Origin of the sequence: Arsukibacterium sp. (genome assembly GCF_033721375.1) — a bacterium.
GTDB lineage: Bacteria > Pseudomonadota > Gammaproteobacteria > Enterobacterales > Alteromonadaceae > Alishewanella.
The window spans coordinates 89,772-108,548 of record NZ_JAWWAP010000010.1; the positions used below are offsets into that span (position 1 = coordinate 89,772).

General features: G+C 50.2%; 18 protein-coding genes and 1 tRNA gene. 3 read left to right on the forward strand and 16 right to left on the reverse strand.

The annotated features are described in order from the left end of the window. Positions 1 to 112: 112 nt before the first annotated feature. The 5 genes from R3187_RS15810 to R3187_RS15830 all read right to left on the reverse strand — a co-directional run bounded on the left by R3187_RS15810 (position 113) and on the right by R3187_RS15830 (position 7,531). Positions 113 to 739, reverse strand: a complete 627-nt coding sequence (locus tag R3187_RS15810; RefSeq protein WP_318968026.1) for a YigZ family protein — start codon at positions 737 to 739, stop codon at positions 113 to 115. Between the two features lie 106 nt (positions 740 to 845). Further along, positions 846 to 3,041, reverse strand: coding sequence for a S41 family peptidase (locus R3187_RS15815; RefSeq protein WP_318968027.1), 2,196 nt, complete (start codon positions 3,039 to 3,041; stop codon positions 846 to 848). A gap of 317 nt (positions 3,042 to 3,358) precedes the next feature. Then, complete coding sequence (locus tag R3187_RS15820) at positions 3,359 to 5,545, reverse strand: S41 family peptidase (protein ID WP_318968028.1); 2,187 nt, start codon at positions 5,543 to 5,545, stop codon at positions 3,359 to 3,361. A 169-nt stretch (positions 5,546 to 5,714) separates the two neighbouring features. Beyond that, entirely contained in the window at positions 5,715 to 6,896 is a 1,182-nt protein-coding gene (locus tag R3187_RS15825; RefSeq protein WP_318968029.1) for a DUF418 domain-containing protein, read from the reverse strand. 2 nt (positions 6,897 to 6,898) lie between these two features. Beyond that, entirely contained in the window at positions 6,899 to 7,531 is a 633-nt protein-coding gene (locus R3187_RS15830) for a trimeric intracellular cation channel family protein (protein ID WP_318968030.1), read from the reverse strand. Positions 7,532 to 7,726: 195 nt separating this feature from the next. Here R3187_RS15830 and R3187_RS15835 point away from each other — a divergent pair, with 195 nt between their 5' ends. After that, positions 7,727 to 8,680 carry a hypothetical protein gene (locus tag R3187_RS15835; RefSeq protein WP_318968031.1) on the forward strand — a complete coding sequence of 318 codons (954 nt, stop codon included), beginning with the start codon at positions 7,727 to 7,729 and terminating at the stop codon, positions 8,678 to 8,680. A gap of 69 nt (positions 8,681 to 8,749) precedes the next feature. Here R3187_RS15835 and R3187_RS15840 read toward each other — a convergent pair whose 3' ends face one another. From R3187_RS15840 to leuA, 11 genes are all read right to left on the reverse strand, one after another. Beyond that, positions 8,750 to 9,250 carry a gamma-glutamylcyclotransferase gene (locus R3187_RS15840; protein WP_318968032.1) on the reverse strand — a complete coding sequence of 167 codons (501 nt, stop codon included), beginning with the start codon at positions 9,248 to 9,250 and terminating at the stop codon, positions 8,750 to 8,752. Continuing rightward, positions 9,250 to 9,876 carry a uracil-DNA glycosylase family protein gene (locus tag R3187_RS15845; protein WP_318968033.1) on the reverse strand — a complete coding sequence of 209 codons (627 nt, stop codon included), beginning with the start codon at positions 9,874 to 9,876 and terminating at the stop codon, positions 9,250 to 9,252. Before R3187_RS15845 ends, R3187_RS15840 begins: the two co-directional genes overlap by 1 nt. After that, positions 9,869 to 10,273, reverse strand: coding sequence for a DUF2784 domain-containing protein (locus R3187_RS15850; RefSeq protein WP_318968034.1), 405 nt, complete (start codon positions 10,271 to 10,273; stop codon positions 9,869 to 9,871). Before R3187_RS15850 ends, R3187_RS15845 begins: the two co-directional genes overlap by 8 nt. A gap of 5 nt (positions 10,274 to 10,278) precedes the next feature. Then, positions 10,279 to 10,626 carry a gamma-glutamylcyclotransferase family protein gene (locus R3187_RS15855; RefSeq protein WP_318968035.1) on the reverse strand — a complete coding sequence of 116 codons (348 nt, stop codon included), beginning with the start codon at positions 10,624 to 10,626 and terminating at the stop codon, positions 10,279 to 10,281. 3 nt (positions 10,627 to 10,629) lie between these two features. Continuing rightward, positions 10,630 to 10,887, reverse strand: a complete 258-nt coding sequence (locus tag R3187_RS15860) for a hypothetical protein (protein ID WP_318968036.1) — start codon at positions 10,885 to 10,887, stop codon at positions 10,630 to 10,632. 114 nt (positions 10,888 to 11,001) lie between these two features. Then, positions 11,002 to 11,478 carry a DUF6644 family protein gene (locus tag R3187_RS15865; RefSeq protein WP_318968037.1) on the reverse strand — a complete coding sequence of 159 codons (477 nt, stop codon included), beginning with the start codon at positions 11,476 to 11,478 and terminating at the stop codon, positions 11,002 to 11,004. A 6-nt stretch (positions 11,479 to 11,484) separates the two neighbouring features. Then, complete coding sequence (locus R3187_RS15870) at positions 11,485 to 11,871, reverse strand: DUF6152 family protein (RefSeq protein ID WP_318968038.1); 387 nt, start codon at positions 11,869 to 11,871, stop codon at positions 11,485 to 11,487. A gap of 124 nt (positions 11,872 to 11,995) precedes the next feature. After that, positions 11,996 to 12,598 carry a 3-isopropylmalate dehydratase small subunit gene (leuD, locus tag R3187_RS15875; protein WP_318968039.1) on the reverse strand — a complete coding sequence of 201 codons (603 nt, stop codon included), beginning with the start codon at positions 12,596 to 12,598 and terminating at the stop codon, positions 11,996 to 11,998. Then, a complete protein-coding gene (leuC, locus tag R3187_RS15880) occupies positions 12,595 to 14,052 on the reverse strand; it encodes a 3-isopropylmalate dehydratase large subunit (protein WP_318968040.1) in 1,458 nt (485 codons plus the stop codon). The genes leuD and leuC overlap by 4 nt, the downstream gene beginning before the upstream one ends. Continuing rightward, on the reverse strand, positions 14,052 to 15,176 hold the full coding sequence (gene leuB, locus R3187_RS15885; protein ID WP_318968041.1) for a 3-isopropylmalate dehydrogenase: 1,125 nt from the start codon (positions 15,174 to 15,176) through the stop codon (positions 14,052 to 14,054). Before leuB ends, leuC begins: the two co-directional genes overlap by 1 nt. Then, positions 15,173 to 16,774, reverse strand: a complete 1,602-nt coding sequence (gene leuA / locus R3187_RS15890) for a 2-isopropylmalate synthase (protein ID WP_318968042.1) — start codon at positions 16,772 to 16,774, stop codon at positions 15,173 to 15,175. The genes leuB and leuA overlap by 4 nt, the downstream gene beginning before the upstream one ends. Before the next feature lie 425 nt (positions 16,775 to 17,199). Here leuA and R3187_RS15895 point away from each other — a divergent pair, with 425 nt between their 5' ends. Further along, a complete protein-coding gene (locus tag R3187_RS15895; RefSeq protein ID WP_318968043.1) occupies positions 17,200 to 18,510 on the forward strand; it encodes a hypothetical protein in 1,311 nt (436 codons plus the stop codon). A gap of 78 nt (positions 18,511 to 18,588) precedes the next feature. Beyond that, positions 18,589 to 18,675, forward strand: a tRNA-Leu gene (locus R3187_RS15900). Positions 18,676 to 18,777 lie beyond the last annotated feature (102 nt).

An 18,777-nucleotide genomic window follows, 5' to 3' on the forward strand; every position in this document is an offset into this window, starting at 1 on the left:
CGCGATACACCGGCGCCGCTGTTGTCATTTTAATCCGGCTTATTATCCATGGAATGGCCGTAAATGCCAGTTTGAAAACAGCATGGCTGCAAGATTGAGCCAGGCAAGGGGATTAAGCCTGAGCGGTATCCGGCAGCTCACTGATCAGCGCACTGCCAGAGCTGATATTCTGCAGCTGATTAGCAAACTCAGCGACAGCAGTGACAGGCAGGCTAACAGTAAGCTGCACCTGCTGCTGGTAGTCAGTGGCCAGCAACTGGCCAGCCAGTTCATTAATAAGCTGGCGGGCCCGGGTTTCCAGCGCAAAGTCTAACCGTACTGTCAGCTGCAGTTGTGGTAACACCTGATGGCGGGTCGCCTTTGCTGCGGCCTGCGATACCGCTGCCGAGTATGCCCGTACCAGGCCACCCGCGCCTAACTTTACCCCGCCAAAATAACGCACCACCAGCGCCAGGCTATTGCCCAGCTCCTGCTCGGTTAACACATGCAGCATCGGTTTGCCGGCGGTGCCACTCGGCTCGCCATCGTCGCTGAATGCCTGCGTTTCAGGCTGGCGGGTATTACCAATAATGTAAGCCCAGCACACATGGTTGGCACCCCGGTACTGTTTGCGGTACTGATTAACCAGGGCCATTGCTTCATCCCGGTTACGAACCGGCAGCAGAAAGCTCAGAAACTCACTGTTTTTCTCAGTCAGGCAATGCTCAACCGGCGCCGCCAGTTCGGTGTAGGGGTTCAATGCTAAAATAGTCTTTTTCAGAAAAAATGCCGGCTGATTATAACGAAAAAGCCGGCAGTTAGGGAAACTGCCGGCTTTACTCAGCTAACTGCCTGCACAGGCGGTTTTATTGCTGCTTTATATACTCAATAGCGGCTTCTAATTGCTCATCACGCCCTGCTGCAATGCCTGCTATTGTTGGTTTAACTTCGATATCCGGCACGATACCTATTCGCTGGGTGGGGGTGCCATCCGGGTAGAACACGCCGATACCAGATATAGCGGTCCAGTGACCACCGGGCAGAATAATGCCGGAGAAATTACCATCTGCACCTGCGGTGGTACTCCCAATTACTTTTGCCTTTGGCGCGCCACGAAATGCCATAGTGGTGTATTCCGCACTGCTTTGCGTTTGCTCGTTGATCAGAATGGCGATTTTACCTGTGTAGTAATCCGGATTGTCGTTGCCCACAATTATTGGGTCATCCCAGTTAAATTGGCCCGGGTTTTCAGGCTGCATAACGGTATATTTTGCAAATGGATAAGAGTTCGGATACAGATAGCTACCCAGCGTAAACACTACCAATTCTGACGGAGTTTCACGAATGTCAATTATCAAGCCTTTGGTATCGTTAAGTTGCTGCATCATCTGCTTAAGATCAACACCTTTTATTTTATCCAGCCGGATATAACCAATATTATCCGGCAGCTGCTTATAGGCGTCATCGCTCGCCGGGTTATACAAAAATTGCCGTTTTAAAGAGTCGTATTCTATCAGCGGCACCTCAACATTTAATGATTTACCAGCACGGTTAATGCCTAAAGTCAGTTGCTGCGTATTACTGCGCAACAAAGAATCTGCCCATTGGCGCTGTAAAGTCGGGCCATTTGAAGCGGCAGCTATTGGTTTAATTTTTGCCAGGCGCTCCGCGATATTTTTGCCATCAATATGCGTTATAATATCGCCAACCTGTAACGCCAGGTCTGGCTGATACAATAAACCAATGACTGGTTTGTCTTCTACATAGCGAACTTCTACCGGTACTACATTACGGCCAAGGTAGTCAGCAATTGCCGTATTTTTCCGGTTTGGCCAGAATTGGGTATGGGTATCATGGATATCTGAGATTAACGTCATCAGCGCCAGTTGATATTGGGTGTCATCAGATGCAGCGATAACGTTTGCAATTGCCTCATCAAGCACCTGTTGCCACGGTTGCTCGGTTAAATCACGGTATGGTGAGTAGTAGTGAACTATATTCCATAGCCTAAACACGCTTAGTAAACGATAGCCAGAATCCAAATAGCTAATGTCAGCATAAGGCTTTTCATTAAACATCGGGTTACCTTGTGCTGAACGCTTTACCCAAAAGTGCCGGGCAGGTAACTCTGCAGCATAAACGTTGGCCAGCACGACATTTAGTTCTGGCGATAACTGCCAGGCTAACCAGTGTTGCTCCGGGTGCGCCAGTGCCGCATTGGTGCTGTCTTTGCAGTTTTTGCAAGTGCTAAGCTCACCCAGATCATTTATCCACTTTACTAGCAGCTGGTCGCGCTTTTTGGCGTCAGCTTTTAACACTTTCGGGATCAGTTTAAACAGCTCGGCGTCCATGCTGATATTGCCCGCAGCTGACTCCGGGTGATAGTACTTAATAAAGCCCCATACCTTGGCCAGCGCCGCAAGGTTAGCATGTTGCTGTTGGTCAATTGCTGTCAGGCGAATGCCAGAGTCTTGTTCAAATTTATGGGGTAGTGCTGCCTGATAAACCACATGTTCTCTTGCAGGTGCCTGCGCCAGCGGTTTGCCGTCTATGGTCAGGCTAAGCTTTGCATATTCACTGCTACCATTGCCTACTTGCAACAGGCCAAAATATAAGTGTGCTGTATCAGGGTCCAATTCAGCGCTCAGTGTATATTGCTGCCAGTCATTGCTGCCATTAATTGCATTTAACTCCATGTCGGCATAGTGAATTGTGTCGTCGTTTTCTGAAGCCTGAGCAAGCCAGAAACCGGCGAAACCATCTGCGCTAACCTCTGTTGTTTTTATATAGCCGCTGATAATTATGCTTTTTCCACCATAGGGAAATTTAATCTGCTGGTGAATATCGGCAAATGCGCCGTCGGTAGTACTATTGCGACTGATTTTTATTGCAGTGGCGTTATCAAGTGACGCTACTTTACTTAAGGTTGGCGGCTCGGTCCCGGCAATCTGCCAATGAGCTGGCAGGTTGTCAGATACTTCTGAAAAATCCATATTCTGGGGGGTGGCCAGGGCAGCGAAACTACAGCCCAATAGTCCTAAGCTAAATAGAAGTCCTTTCATACTTGTTCCTTCATTGTTCTTATATTAGCGATAGCTGTAAATGTAATGAGATTTAATCGTTAAATTAACAAATCATAAACTAGCGGCAGTTAACTGAATATCGGCTTAATAAAGCGGCTATAAACTATTGTTAAACAGAAAGTTGGCGTAGCTGCTGGCACACCATCGTCACCAAAGGCCTGCGTTTCAGGCCGGTTCGGTAAAAAGGTGCAATGGTATAAATACTCTTTTAGGAAAAAGTGCCGGCTGATATAACGAAAAAGCCGGCAGCTAGGGAAACTGCCGGCTTTACGCATCTTTTGCCTGCCTAAACGTTTTTATTGCTGGTTTATATACTCAATAGCGGCTTCTAACTGCTCGTCGCGGCCTGCTGCTATGCCGGCGATGGTTGGTTTAACTTCGATATCCGGTACGATACCTATTCGCTGGGTCGGGGTGCCATCCGGGTAGAATACGCCAATCCCGGATAATGCAGTGTAATGGCCGCCGGGCAGCACAATACTCGAAAAATCACCATCCGCACCAGAGGTCGTGCTGCCTATTACCCTGGCTTTTGGGGCACCGCGAAAAGCCATGGTGGTAAATTCCGACTGACTTTGGCTGTGCTCGTCAATCAGAATTGCGACTTTACCTTTATAGTAATCCGGGTTTTCACTGCCGACCTGGATAGGCTCAGCCCAGTTAAATTGGCCCGGGTTGCTGGGTTGTATTTGGGTAAATTTAGCGAATGGATAAGGCTGGGGGTAGAGGTACTTACCCAGACTATACACCACAAAATCTGATGGATAATTACGAATATCAATAACCAGCCCTTTGGTATCGGCCAGCTGCTGCATCATCTGCTCAAGATCGACCTCTGCTATTTTATCCAGCCGGACATAACCAATATTGTCTGGCAAAATCTGATACGCGGTGTCGCCAACGTTGTAATACCCAAATTGGCGTTGCAGTGAACTGCGCTCAACCAGGGGTACCGTTAGTTGCATGGCCTGACCGGCCCGCTCGATCTTCAAATCTAATTGCCCGGCGTTATCATGCAGTAACATCCAGGCAAACTGGCGGTAGCGGGTCGGCTCATTGGAGGCTGCCGCCAGCGGCCTTAAATACGCCAGGCGCTCTGCTACCGGCTTGCCGCCGATGTGGGTAATGATGTCACCCACCTGCAAAGCAGATTCAGCATCATACACCAGTCGGACAACGGGCTTATCCTCAATAAACCTAACCTCTGCCGGCGCTATATTGCGGCCAATATAATCTGCTAACGCGGTGCTGTTCTGGTTAGGCCAGAGCTGCGTATGAGTATCATCAATAGCCGAGATAAACGTCGCCAGTGCCAATAGATACTGAGTCTCGTCAGATGCGGCGATAACGTCGCTAATAGCCGTATCCAGCGCCTGCGGCCATGGTTGTTCGGTTAAATCACGATAGGGCGAATAATAATGAATAATATTCCATAGCCGGAATACGGCCAGTAACCGATAGCCGCTATCTTCATGGCCAACTTCTGCGTAGGACTTTTCATTAAAGACCGGGTTACCTACACCTCTTACAGACCCTACCCAATAATGGCGAGCTGGTAACTCTGCGGCATACACGTTGGCGAGGGCGTTATTTAGCTCTGGCGATAACTGCCAGGTTAACCAGTGCTGCGCGGGGTGCGCCAGTGCCGCATTGGTGCTGTCTTTGCATTTTTTGCAGCCGTTCAACTGACCCAAACCTTTTATCCATTGCACCAACAACTGGTCGCGTGCTTTGGCATCTGCTTTTAATACATTGGGGATCAGTTTAAACAGCTCGGCGTCCATGCTGATATTACCCGCAGCAGACTCGGGGTGATAATACTTAATAAAGCCCCAAACCTTGGCCAGCGCCGCAAGGTTAGCATGTTGCTGCTGGCTAAGTGCAGTTAGGCGAATACCAGAGTCCTGCTCAAATTCATGAGGTGCCGCAGCACGAAGAAATTTGGCCTTTGGCGCTTTCTCAATAGCTACACCGTCCAGTGTCAGCTTTAGATCGGCAAAATAGGCCTGGCCTGTACCAATTAAGATACCCCCGAATACTAAGCTATCGACACCCGCTGGCACATCAACTGACAGTTGCACCTGTTGCCAGGCTTGGTCACCCACTAGTCGTCGTCCATGCATATTGTCAAACGCAACCATATCCTGACCGCTATGTAATCTTAGCCAAAACGCTGCGCCATCTGCTGTCACCTGCTCGGTTTTTATCCAGCCACTTATGGTAAGTTGTTGGCCATCGTAGCTAAAAGGAATGCGTTGCGCAGCTGAGGCAAAGCTAGCTTCGCTACTGCTGGTTCTGTTTAAACGCAAGCTCTGCCCAGCGCTGGTTGGGTGATCATCACTGATGGTGTCAGGTTCGCTGCCCTGAATATACCAATGCTCCGGCTTTTCATCTTTAACCTGAGAAAAATCCATATTCTGTGGGGTGGCTTGCGCGGTAAAACAGATGGCCCAGAGCAGCAGACTGGTAATAAATCCCTTCATATTGTTTCCTCTATTGTTTTTATTATAGAGATAACTGTAAATGAAATGAGAGTCAATTGTTTATTAAGTAACTAGTGCTGAACGAAAGTTACAGCTCACTTTTGTTGGCAAGGCTTTGACAAACAGAGGGTTATTAATTTTTCCAGATAATTTTCAGACAGCTTTCAGGTTAATGGCTGCTGTCAGCCGCAGCAGTAACCGGCTTTTTACTTAACCGCCGCCAGATCCATTCCAGCGGGCCTTGGTTAAAATGCTGCAGGTACCAGCGGCAGAACAGCAGTTGCAGAACAATGGTGGCAATGGCAATGCCAAGCAGTGCGGCGCGGTCAAGGCTGGCAAACCAGTCTGGTTTAAGCACTTTAAACAGCAATACCATTAACAGGCTCTGGCTTAAATACAGGGTAAACGCCATGCGGCCGCAGGGGGCCAGCCAGCGCTGCAGCCAATAATATACCTCAGGCTTTTGCCTGGCATTAATCAGCAAGCTGGCAAAGGCTAATGCCATCAATAAGGCGCTGATTTGCTCCCATGGTAGCGAAATACCCAGGTCGTAACCATAACCGGTCAAATGATCAAGCACTGCGGTAGTGCCGCTGATAAAAAGTGACGTCAGCAACAACAGCAGGGTTTTGCGGGGCGAGTAGCCCTGGCTGAACCAGCCGCCTTTGTGTAATGCCATGCCAAACAGCATCAGCGCTGCCATCAGCCAGTACAGGGTTAACACAAAACCTGCCAGCATAAACAGGTTGTGCCCTAACAGTTCAAGCAGTTGCTTAAGATAGGGGCCGGTCCATAATTGCTGTTGTGCCAGCAATTCCTCGGTTGGCAGTGGTTGTTGCGGGGGGGGAGCATCGAGCAGCAGATACACACTGAAAATAGCCGGCAAAATCAGCGAAACAGCGAATAGCCGGGCCCCTTTGCGCCATAATGCCGCACAGTCGAGTTTATGGTAGCCCTGCTTTACTACCAGCAAGCCGGTGAGGGCATACCAAAGCAGAATGTCGCCAAACCAGATAAAACTAATATGGATCAGGCCAAACACGGCCAGCCATTGCAAACGTCGGTTTAAGTAGTCCTCGCCATATTTCTGGATGATCAGCAGCAAACTGACCCCAAACAGCAGATTAAACAGGGTTAAAAAGCGGCCGGAAAACAGTATTGTCTGCACGTTAAATAGAAAGACATCCAGGGTGCTGACACTTTGCTGCCAGATGAGGCTGTGGGAGTAGTCCGGCGGGTTGGCAAAAGCAAAAATATTAACCAGTAAAATACCTAAAATGGCCAGGCCCCGGATAATATCCAGCTGGACAAGCCGCTGGCCAGGGCTTGTAGTGTCAGTTGCTTGCTGCATACTTACGGCTCATTTAATTCGTTATGATGTTTACCAAAAACCGGTATGCTGATTTGCCATTTAATCGCAGCCAGTCGCAGCAACAGTAATGCCGCCATGCCGCTTAACATGGCCGGCAATTGCGCGACGCCCAGCATCAGTAAGCTGGTATAAACACCGCCACCAACAATACAGGTTACCGCATACAACTCGCCGCGAAATACCATCGGAATGTCCCGGCACAGCACATCGCGGATCATGCCGCCGCATACACCACTCATCGTGCCAAGCAAAATAGCCACCATGGCAGAAGTACCGTGATCCAGTGCTTTTTGCGTGCCCATGATAACGAAAAATGCCAGCCCCAGCGCGTCGAACAGTTGCAGCGTATTATGCGGAATGGTTAGCCGGTTGCGGACCAGCAAAATAGTGGTGACTGCCGCAATAAAAATGGCATAAAAGTAACTGTTATTATTTATCCAGATAACGGGAACATCCAGAATAAGGTCACGCAGGGTGCCCCCTCCAATAGCAGTGACACTGGCCAGCACGATGACCCCAAAGCCATCCATCTGATTGCGCCACGCCGCCAGCGTGCCCGATACGGCGAATACGGCAACGCCCAGTAAATCAAACCAGAGAAAGTAAGTGGCCATGGCAGGGTATACGTCAGCGACAGATAGATAGTGTCACGCTAGCAGGCTTTGGCCGGCAGGTAAATATTTTCCGCTGCGCTAAGCAACTTGAGAAATAGTTGAAATACTGCCTTTTCGGTGGCGGGGGTGTTGTGCTAGGATTTCACGCTTTTGTAAAAAATACGTTTGATAAATAATAGTGAATAAAGGATTACTATGAATAAATTAGTTGTTGGTGCCGGTATTGTTGTGGTTGCCGCCGCTGCGGGCTTTTATTATGCCAATTCGCAAGCTGAAAATGCCATTAAAGAACAAATTGAACAGGCAAATAAGTCTTATGCGGAAATGGCGGCAAGCGGCCTGATGCCAGCAATCAGCATTGGCTATCAGGATGTGTCGGCCAATGTCTTAACGTCCAGCTACAGCGTTACCGGCTTAGATGTCAGCGTTGCAGGCATGGGCCAGGTAGCAACTATTGATAAAGTTACGGCTGTGGGCATAAAGCCAAAAGGCCTGGCGGATAAAGGCAGTGCTCAGCTGGTTGGCGCGAAAGTAGCCGAGCCGATGCTGGCGATGTTACCACCGGATATCAGTGCTTTTGTGCAGGGCGTGGCGCTGCATGCCGATTACAGCTACCAATATACGCCGGCCACCGGTGAGCTGTATTTCAGCCAGGATACCCGGATCAACGACGAGTTCAGTCTGGCATACAACATCTCTTTTGCCCGGATGCAGGAATTATGGGCCTTCGCCCGCGATATGAGCGAAAAAACGCCGGAAGAGCAACAACAGTTAGCAATGTCTGACAGCTACATGACCGACGTGATGGCCAATCTGGTAAAAGGCGCACTGAAAAGTGGTGAGCTGGTAGTAACTAACAACGGTTTTATTGAGCGTTTGGTCGAAATGGGCAGTGCCCAGGGCCAGATGCCACCAATGGATGCATTAAAAGGCATGGCACTGATGGCGATAACCGCCGATGAAAACCTGCCGCTGGAAATGAAAGAAAGCCTGACTACTTTTATAAACCAGCCAGAAAAACTGCAGGTTAATGTCAGCTTTGCCGAACCCTTAAGCTTTGATGCAGTGCAATCAGGTGCGTTAATGGCTGAACTGCAAACGCCAGAGCAGATGATTAAATTTGCTAACCTGAAAATGGTTGCTAACTAAACCATTAAGCTTGTTGAAAAAGGCAGCCTGGCTGCCTTTTTTATTGCCGGACTACTGAGCATAACAAGATCAGAGTGATGGATACATTGCCCGCTCTGCTGCATCGCGGGCTTTATCCGGATCGTCGATGGCGGGGGTTGCCGCTATTATCGCTATATAGTCAGTTGGCAGCCCGCTTTCTGTCGCGCCAAGCAAAACGTGATTTACATACCAGTTAAAGGGTTGCAGTGATGGGTCAATATTGGTTGCAACATAAGTAACTGCCGTAACGCTGGCACCCTGATTATCCGTTACCTGTACCACTTTATCCTGATAACCAAAACCGACGCCTTCAATTTTGTCCAGGGTGCTTTTGTCGCTGGCTGAGATGTTGAACAAGCTGCCAATTACCTGATCAGACGAGTTGCCGGTAAAGAACGCATCGCATTTTGCCGAGCCATCCAGATAACCAACCTTATGAAAACGCAACGCATGCTGAGCCAGCCTGAACACGCCAAGTCGCGCTGCACCCGGGATCCGCTGTCTTATCCGGGCCAGCGACATATTTGAGCCATAGGCAAAATACTTCATTATTCCTCCCCGACTGCAGTAACATTAGTAGTTGCCAGCAGCTGCTGTACCCTGGCCTGTAATTTTGGCAATACCGTTTCAATAAACCAGGGGTTACGCTTTAGCCAGATATTATTGCGCGGACTGGGATGAGGTAAGGGTATCTTATCGGGCCAGTAATCCTGCCAGCTGGCTACAGTTTCCGTCAGTGTCGGTTTAATATCGGCCAGGTGATAAGCCTGCGCATACTGACCAATAACCACCGTTAACTGCAGCTGGGTTAACTGCTGCAATAAAACCTGCTGCCAGGTCGGGGCGCATTCTGGCCGTGGTGCTAAATCGCCACTGGTGCCGCTACCCGGAAAACAAAAGCCCATCGGTAAAATTGCTACCAGCCGCGGGTTATAAAACTGCGCAGCCGTTAATCCCAACCACGAACGCAAGCGCTCACCACTGGCATCGGCAAAGGGCATGTTTGCCTGATGCGCTTTGCGCCCCGGCGCCTGGCCCGCTATCAGAATACGCGCATCGGGATGCCATTGTAATATGGGCCTGGGGCCCAGCGGCAAATCGGCCGCACATAAATTGCATTGGCGAACCCTGGCCAGTAACGCGGTATTGGCTACAGACAGTGGGTTATCAGTCATGTTTGTTCGTCCTTACCGGTACCAGATACCAGCTTATCAGCACCAGGGCGGCAAAGCCGGTATACAGTGCGATAAATACCCAGTCTGGCGCCGTGTAGTACAGCAGATATTGCAGCCAGTGCTGAACAAAGGAGCCGGCATAAGTAGCTGCGCCAGCTTTTTCCCTTAATGCCATCTCCCAGACCGTAAGCGGACAGATAACGCCCAACCAGGATTGTAGGACCACAATAGCAATTGCCAGCAGATGCAGCAGCCGGAAGGTTTTATTGCCAACCCACTGCCACGTCAGAAAATGGCCAAGATAAATGGCCAGCAGGCCGCCAACCACAAACAGTACGACTAAAAAGTGAATAATCAGAATGGCATCGGCTAAGAACAGTAATAAGCTATCAGACATGCGTTTTACCTGCTGTCTGGTGCCGCCGCCGCATAAATCCAGCAGTCAGTACCCGATTTTAAGCAGGCACTTACCCTGATATAAGCATCCACTTCATAATCGTCGGCCCGGGCCAGCTCAGTGTCGGTAAGCTCAAACACGGTCCCGGCCACTTGATCACTGCTATTGCTGGTAAAACGCAGTATTGGGTGAATGGCTTTGCCACTTTCCCTCAGTACCCGCAGGTCGGTAATGGCTATTTCACCGACAACATAGCCCGGCAGAATGTCCTGGCAGCCGGTGAGTTCACGGCCAAAATTAGACAGCTGGACGTTTTTTTGCTGCAAGGTACCGTAGGAAAAAAGCTTAGGCATGGTTTATTCCGGCTCGGCAGATTTAAACAACCTGAGAAAACCCTGCAGGCCAATGTTAAGGATACCGGCGGCAGAGTCCTCTTTTTTAAGTTTATTATCGTCATAAACAGACTGATTCTTCTTTTTTTGCTGCCGGTGCTCTGCATTACTGACAGCACCATCGGCAAAATCGTCTGCTGCCTGCTTAAGGTTGTTACTGGCACAACCTGTTGTTATAACGGCAAGTAACAGCAGAAACGTTAGTTTGCGACTTCTTTGCATTGGGCATTCCTTTACTTCAAATTTGCCTGAGTTGCTATGGATTAAACTTGTATGACTGATGATATACAAATGGTAAAGGCTTAGCGAGCGGATAAACAAGTGACTTAGTGCCAGCTACACAAAGGCAATCCAGCGGCCGGCAATTAGAATGGCAAGCCATAGTAAAAGTGAGACAGTGGCGGTAAATTTCAGCAGCAAGCTGGCCGGCTGGCCTGCCAGTAAAACGCGCCAGGCTGGCAAACTGTGCACAATGGCGACATTGATCAATGCCAGACTCACCAACACCAGCTTTAACAGAAAAGCGCTGTTGTCAAGATAATGCGCAGGCTGCACGCTGAATAACAGTAAGCCGCTGACGATTGACAGCAACAGCCCACAGCCGGCAACCCGGCTTAATAACGGGGCCAGTTCGCTAAGGCGGCCACGCTTAACAATGTTTAACATGCGTAAGTCGAGCGTGACAATACTGCCAACCAGTATACCCAGACCGAGAATATGCGCTGAAGACAGCAGGGGGTAGCCGATAGCGGACTGTCGCAGCGCTGAGGCTAACCCAGACTCGCCCAGACTCAGCAGCCAGGTTTCAGGCACTGTGGCTTAGTCCTCGCGCAATAACTGCGGATAAAAAGTATATTGTTTGTTGTTGATGGTAGCGCGTACTGCTTTGATAATCCGCTCATCTTGCTTCGCCGAGCGGTGACCACGGATCAGCACCTGATCACCGGCTTTCGCTTCTCCGTCAACAAAACCGGCCTCTTTTGTCTGGCGCGGATTGCCCAGATCTACCTGCCAGCGGCCATCGTCGGTTTCAATAATCAAACGGGGATGCGGTGGGCCAATATATACCTCTGTTATAGTACCGCTCATCTCAGTTTGCTGCTTTTCGGTCCAGTCCCAACCGTGGTGGGCAGCAGCATCCGGCAACCATAGCAAGATAAGCAGCAGTGCGCTGATTACAGACTTCATTAAATGTTTACTTAACATAGGTTATCCCTGTTGCTCTGATAAACAGGCATTAAGTATAGAAAGTCGGTAGCGGATTGCCACATCAGCCTTAGTTGATAGGGTATACCAGCAAGGGCGCAAACATGGCGCCCCTGATAACCACTCACCCCAGCCAGGGGTGGCTGGCTTTGCGACTTTGCTCAAAATCGGCAATTTGCGGATTTAACTGCTCGCTGCTGCCGATAAAATCCAGGCCGGATAGTAACCGTTGTTTAATATCGGCGTCGATATTAAAGCCCATAGCGGCATTGTTACCAAACATAATCTCCTGGCTTTGCAGGTCAATCTGCCAGTGCTGTGGGCCCTGAGCGCAGCGGTTAAACAGCAACTCGATATTGGTTTTGCTTAGCTGAATTAACAACATGGCGTTATTGACGCTGTTATTAAAGAATATATCAGCAAAGCTTTCAGCGATAATGACATTAAAACCATACTGCTGAATGGCCCAGGGCGCATGTTCGCGGCTGGAACCACAGCCAAAGTTTTCCCGGGTAAGTAAAATACTGGCGCCTTGATACTCAGGTTTATTGATCACAAAGTCCGGGTTGGGACTGCCGTCAGCTAAATAGCGCCAGTCATAAAACATCGCGTCGGCAAAGCCATCGCGGCTGACACTGGTTAAAAACTGCTTTGGGATAATCTGATCGGTATCAACATTGTTTTTATCTAACGGGCAAACTAAGCCCTTTGCAAAAATCTTACTCATGCCAGTGCTCCCGTTGATGTTGCTGATGTTGCGGTAGATTCAGAGTTAGCTGCGATATTAACAAACTGTCCGGCAATCGCGGCGGCAGCGGCCATTGCCGGGCTGACCAGATGGGTGCGGGCGCCACGGCCCTGGCGGCCCTCAAAGTTGCGGTTACTGGTGCTGGCGCAGCGCTCACCGGCAGTTACCCGGTCATCGTTCATGCCCAGGCACATACTGCACCCGGGCTCGCGCCACTCAAAACCGGCGGCTTTAAAAATATCAGCTAAGCCTTCAGCTTCAGCCTGGCGTTTAACAATACCAGAGCCCGGCACTACTAATGCCCGTACACCGCTGGCAACTTGCTTGCCCTGCACTATGCTGGCGGCAGCGCGCAAATCTTCAATCCGGCTATTGGTACAGCTGCCAATAAATACCACGTCTACTTTACAGTCGGTCAGTTTCTGACCTGCGGACAGGCCCATATACGCCAGGGCGCGCTCGGCAGCGTCGCGCTTGCTGGCATCGCTGAAACTGGCCGGCGCGGGCACGCTCTGGTCAATGGCGATAACCTGTTCAGGGTTAGTGCCCCAGGTAATTTGCGGGCTAATACTGCCGGCATAAATTTCAACCACTTTATCAAATGTCGCATCATCATCTGAATACAAACTTTGCCAGTATTGTACGGCTGCGTCCCAATGCTCTGCTTTGGGAGCATGGGCCTTGCCTTGCAGGTAGGCAAAAGTGGTGGCATCGGGGGCAATCAGCCCGGCTTTGGCACCCATTTCTATGCTCATATTGCATAAGGTCATTCGCCCCTCCATGCTCATTGCACTGATAGCACTGCCGCAGAACTCGGCAACATAGCCATTGCCTCCGGCTGTGCCAAGTTGGGCTATTACCGCCATAATCACGTCTTTTGGCGTAACATGGGCGCTTAAATCGCCATTTATTTCAATTTTAAGGGTTTTAGCCTGCTGTTGCGGCAAAGTCTGGGTCGCCAGTACATGTTCCACCTCAGAGGTGCCAATGCCAAAGGCCAGCGCGCCGAACGCGCCGTGGGTGGAGGTGTGCGAATCACCGCAAACAATAATCATTCCCGGCTGGGTTAAACCCTGCTCGGGGCCGATAACGTGCACAATACCCTGATCGGGGTGGGTTAAATCCAGCAACGGAATCTTGTTTTCGCTGCAGTTAGCCGCTAATGCTTCCAGTTGCTTGCGCGACGTTTCACCGGCAGCATCGATGCTACGGCGCTGGGTGGAGACATTGTGATCCATGGTGGCAAAGGTTAAATCCGGCCGGCGTACATGACGGTTTGCCAGCTTTAGACCGGAAAAGGCCTGCGGCGAGGTCACCTCATGAATTAAATGGCGGTCGACAAACAATAAGTCGGTACTGGGGTTTAACTTGCCGACCACATGGCTGGCATAAATTTTCTGATATAAGGTTCGTGCTGATGAAAAGGCCGACATTAGTGTGCTCCCTGCTGATGCTGTGCTGACTGAGACTGTGCTGGCGGGCGCTGGATTTGCTGGCGCAAGGTAGCCGCAATTGCGGCGCCAACAGCCGCCGTGCCATAAGTTGATTGCGGGTTAATATCCCGGGTAACTATATGTTGCTCCAGGCATTGCTGCACAGCCTGCTCGATAGCACAGGCTGCAGCCTCTTCGCCAAAGCTGTAACGCAACATCAGTGCGGCACTTAAAATCTGGGCGATGGGGTTAGCAATACCCTGGCCTGCAATATCGGGCGCACTGCCACCGGCTGGCTCGTACAAGCCAAAACCACTGGCGTTCAGGCTGGCAGAGGGCAGTAAGCCTAAACTGCCGGCTATAGCGGCAATTTCATCAGATAAAATATCGCCAAACAGGTTATCGCATAACAGCACATCAAACTGCTGCGGGCTGCGGATAAGCTGCATGGCGGCGTTATCAATATACATATGCTCCAGCGTAACATCGGGGTAGTCTTTGCCGATACGCTCAACGGTTTCGCGCCATAAAATACTGGTTTGCAGCACATTGGCTTTATCAATCGACGTGACTTTATTGCTGCGTTTCCGGGCGGCTTCGAATGCCACTTTGGCAATCCGTTCAATTTCAAACACACTGTAGCGCTGGGTATCAAACGCATCGCTGTCACTGCGGCCTTTTTCACCAAAATAAATACCGCCGGTCAGCTCGCGCACGCACAATACATCCATACCCAGGCTACTTACCCTGGGGTGCAGCGGTGATAAATCGGCAAATGCCGGGTAAATCTGGCCCGGGCGTAAATTACAGAATAAATCGAAGGTTTTGCGCAGGGGCAATAACGAGCCGCGCTCGGGCTGTTTGTCCGGTGCTAAACCGGTCCACTTAGGGCCACCGACTGAGCCAAATAAAATGGCGTCGCTTTGCTGACACACTGACAAGGTTTGTGCCGGTAACGGCTCGCCGCTGGCATCGATAGCGGCACCGCCAATCAGGGCGGGCGTCAGGTTCAGGCTAAACTGAAATTGATCGGCTACCACCTGTAATACTTTTACGGCTTCGGCCATGACTTCCGGGCCAATACCGTCGCCGGCTAATACCGCAATATTATATTGCTTACTCATTGTTGTTCACCTGCTGCAATTTTTATTATGTTCTGTCCGTTTGTATGGGTTTGGCGGGCGTGCCTGTGAGCGTCGATAGTCTGGGCGCGCTGGATCATATTCAGCACATGGACGTAGGCCAGTACTGAGCTGCGAACAATATCGGTGGCCAGGCCGGCACCATGAAAACGCCGCCCTTCGTGCTCGGCAATAATATCGACCTGGCCCAGTGCATCTTCGCCACTGCCTTTGGCCTGTAAGTTAAAGTCGACCATTTTGATTTGCAGTTTGCTGATCCGGGCAATAGCGCTGAATGCGGCCTCTACCGGGCCATTACCGGTAGCGGCTTCAGTAAATAGCTGATCGCCGCAGCGTAAGCCGACGGTAGCACTGGCAATATGGCCGGTGTGGGTAGACGAGCTTAAAAAATCCAGCGAGTAGTAGTCGTTCTGCTCCTGCATATTTTCAAAAAACACCAGTGCTTCCAGATCATAATCAAATACCCGGCCTTTCTGATCGGCCAGCGCCACAAAGCTTTTGTAGACGGCTTCCAGGTCGTAGTCCGCATCGGTGTAACCCAGTTCAGCCAACCGGTGCTGGATAACATGCCGGCCAGAGCGCGAGGTTAAGTTCAGCTCGTTCTGGCGGATGCCAACCTGCTCTGGTGCGATAATTTCGTAAGTATTCTGGGCTTTTAACACGCCATCCTGATGAATGCCGGAGCTGTGGGCAAAGGCGTTTTCGCCGACAATCGCTTTATTTGGCTGGATTGGCATATTACAGATCTGGCTGACCAGGTGAGAGCTGCGGTAAATTTCAGTGGTTTTAATATCGGTATACAGTGGCGCCAGCACATCTTTGCGGGTGTTGATAATCATTGCCACTTCTTCCAGCGAACAGTTACCGGCCCGCTCGCCAATGCCGTTTACCGTGCATTCTATCTGACGGGCACCGGCCTGAATGGCGCTGATGCTGTTGGCTACGGCTAAGCCTAAATCGTTATGGCAGTGCACGCTTAAGCGGGCCTTATCAATGTTTGGCACTTTGTTGCGTAAGGCGCTGATAATGGCTGCAAACTCATTTGGGATGGTATAGCCAACCGTATCGGGAATATTAATGGTGGTGGCGCCGGCTTTGATGGCCTGTTCAATTATCCGGCATAAATCGTCAATGGGGGTGCGACCGGCATCTTCGCAGGAAAACTCTATATCGTCGGTATAACGGCTGGCCAGTTTAATGGCCGCAACCGCCTGCTCGGTAGCCTGCTGCAATGTTTTACGCAGTTTATATTGTAAATGCAGTGGCGAAGTGGCAATAAAAGTATGAATACGGCGTTGCTGCGCATCTTTTAACGCGGCGCCACAGGCTTCAATATCGGCGCTGACTGCCCTGGCCAGGCCGCAGATGATGGGGCCTTTGACTTCGCGGGCAATTCGCTGCACTGAGTCAAAGTCGCCCGGGCTGGAAACCGGAAAACCTACCTCCATAACATCGACTTTTAAGCGCGCAATGGCATGCGCCAGCTGAATTTTCTGCTTCTGGCTTAAGCTGGCCCGCAATGCCTGCTCGCCGTCGCGTAAGGTGGTATCAAAGATCCAGATTTTATTGTCGCCGCTCATCTTGTGTTTCCTGTTCCGTTATTCCGGTGTCGGTTGCAACCTGTGGCGGGGGTTTAAATGCAAAAAACCCCGGCCTGTGGCACGGGGTTTTTCGTTATCGGTTCGTTACGTTTCTACCAATAAACCACACCCCGCGCACCGCTGAGGAGCACGAGGAGGCTAATAATAGAAACACAACGTTGTAAATTCATTAATTGCTCTTATGGGTTAAATTAATAGCAAAGCGACACTAGTAATAACATGGTTATTTTTTAACTGCAACAGTATAGATGGCTAAACAGCAAAAAACTGTTGGCGTGGCTGGTTTGGAGAGGCAGGTAAAGTCAAATGCTTAAAAAGTTGCCGCATGGCAGGCTAAGCGCTAGGATTAATGATTAGAAAGCGTTCTAACTTATTAAAACTAAAACAAACCAAGGAAGCTGATTATGCGAAACCCACTGTTAAAACCATTGATACTGACGGCCAGCATTGCGCTGGTTACGGCGTGTGGCAAAGCACCTGATCCGCGGCTGGCCGCGACGGTCGATGTGGACAATATCGCCCGCCAGTATATGCAGCTGGTATTGGCGCTGGGCGAGCACGACAGCAATTACGTTGATGCCTATTATGGCCCGCAGCAATTACGCGACGAGGCCGTTGCCCGGGGCATGACCCCGGCAGAAATTGCTGCTGAGGCAAAAAGTCTGCTGGAAAAAATTGATACCCAGCCGCCGGCAGACAGCGATCTGCGCAAGCTGCGCCTGCATTACCTTGATAAGCAAATACAGGCACTGGCATTTCATGCTGAACATCTGACTAACGGCAAGAAAGCTAATTTTGAAGCCCAGGCCCAGGCGTTGTATGACACCACGCCGCCCAATTACAGCCTGACTGATTTTGATGAAGTGCTGGCCGGTATCGATGAGCTGGTACCGGGCGAAGGTAATTTAACCGAGCGGGTAGTGGCATACCGGGAAAACTTTGTCATTCCGGCAGACAAACTTGATGCGGTATTTCAGCGCGCTATTGATGAGTGTAAGCAGCGCACTGCCGCGCATATCAGTCTGCCTGAAAATGAAGATTTCAGTCTGGAGTATGTGCAGGATAAGCCCTGGAGCGGTTACAACTGGTATAAAGGCAAAGCATACAGCTTAATTCAGATTAACAGTGAGCGGCCAATCGATATTTCCCGCGCCGTTGATCTGGGCTGTCATGAGGGCTACCCGGGCCACCACACTTACAATGCGTTGCTGGAGCATAAACTGGTCGATGAGCTTGGCTGGCAGGAATTCAGTGTCTATCCGCTGTACAGTCCGCAATCATTGATAGCCGAAGGTACCGCTAATTATGGTATTACCCTGGCTTTTCCACTCGAGCAGAAAATGGAATTTGAACGTGATGTGCTCTATCCGCTGGCCGGGCTGGACCCGGCAAAAGCGGCTGAGTACGCCGCATTTTTAAAATTAATGACCAAGTTAAGTTATGCCGGTAATGAAATTGCCCGCCAGTATATTAATGGTGATATTGATGGTGAACAGGCGGTGGCGCTGCTGCAGCAATACAGCCTGAACAGCGAAGCCGAAGCGCGGCAGCGGCTGCGCTTTTTCGACACTTATGGCGCTTATGTTATTAACTATAACTGGGGTAAAGACCTGGTAAAAGACTATATTGAACAGACAGATGACCAGGCTGAGCGCTGGGCCCGGTTTAGCCGGCTGTTAACAACACCACGGGTGCCCTCGTCAATCGAGTGGTAAATAAAATACTTGCATAAGCAGACGGCGTTCATTATTATGCGCGCCGTTCTGCCAGCACTTTTCAGTGCACGCAACTCTGCCCGGGTGGTGAAATCGGTAGACACAAGGGATTTAAAATCCCTCGCTCGAAAGGGCGTGCCGGTTCAAGTCCGGCCCCGGGCACCATTTAATCCTCTGCTTTAAATTCTCTATTTAAAAATAATCACTAGCTGAAGTTTTGCATAAAAAAATCATGTTTAAACAGAATTTGCATGTTTCGGCCATAAT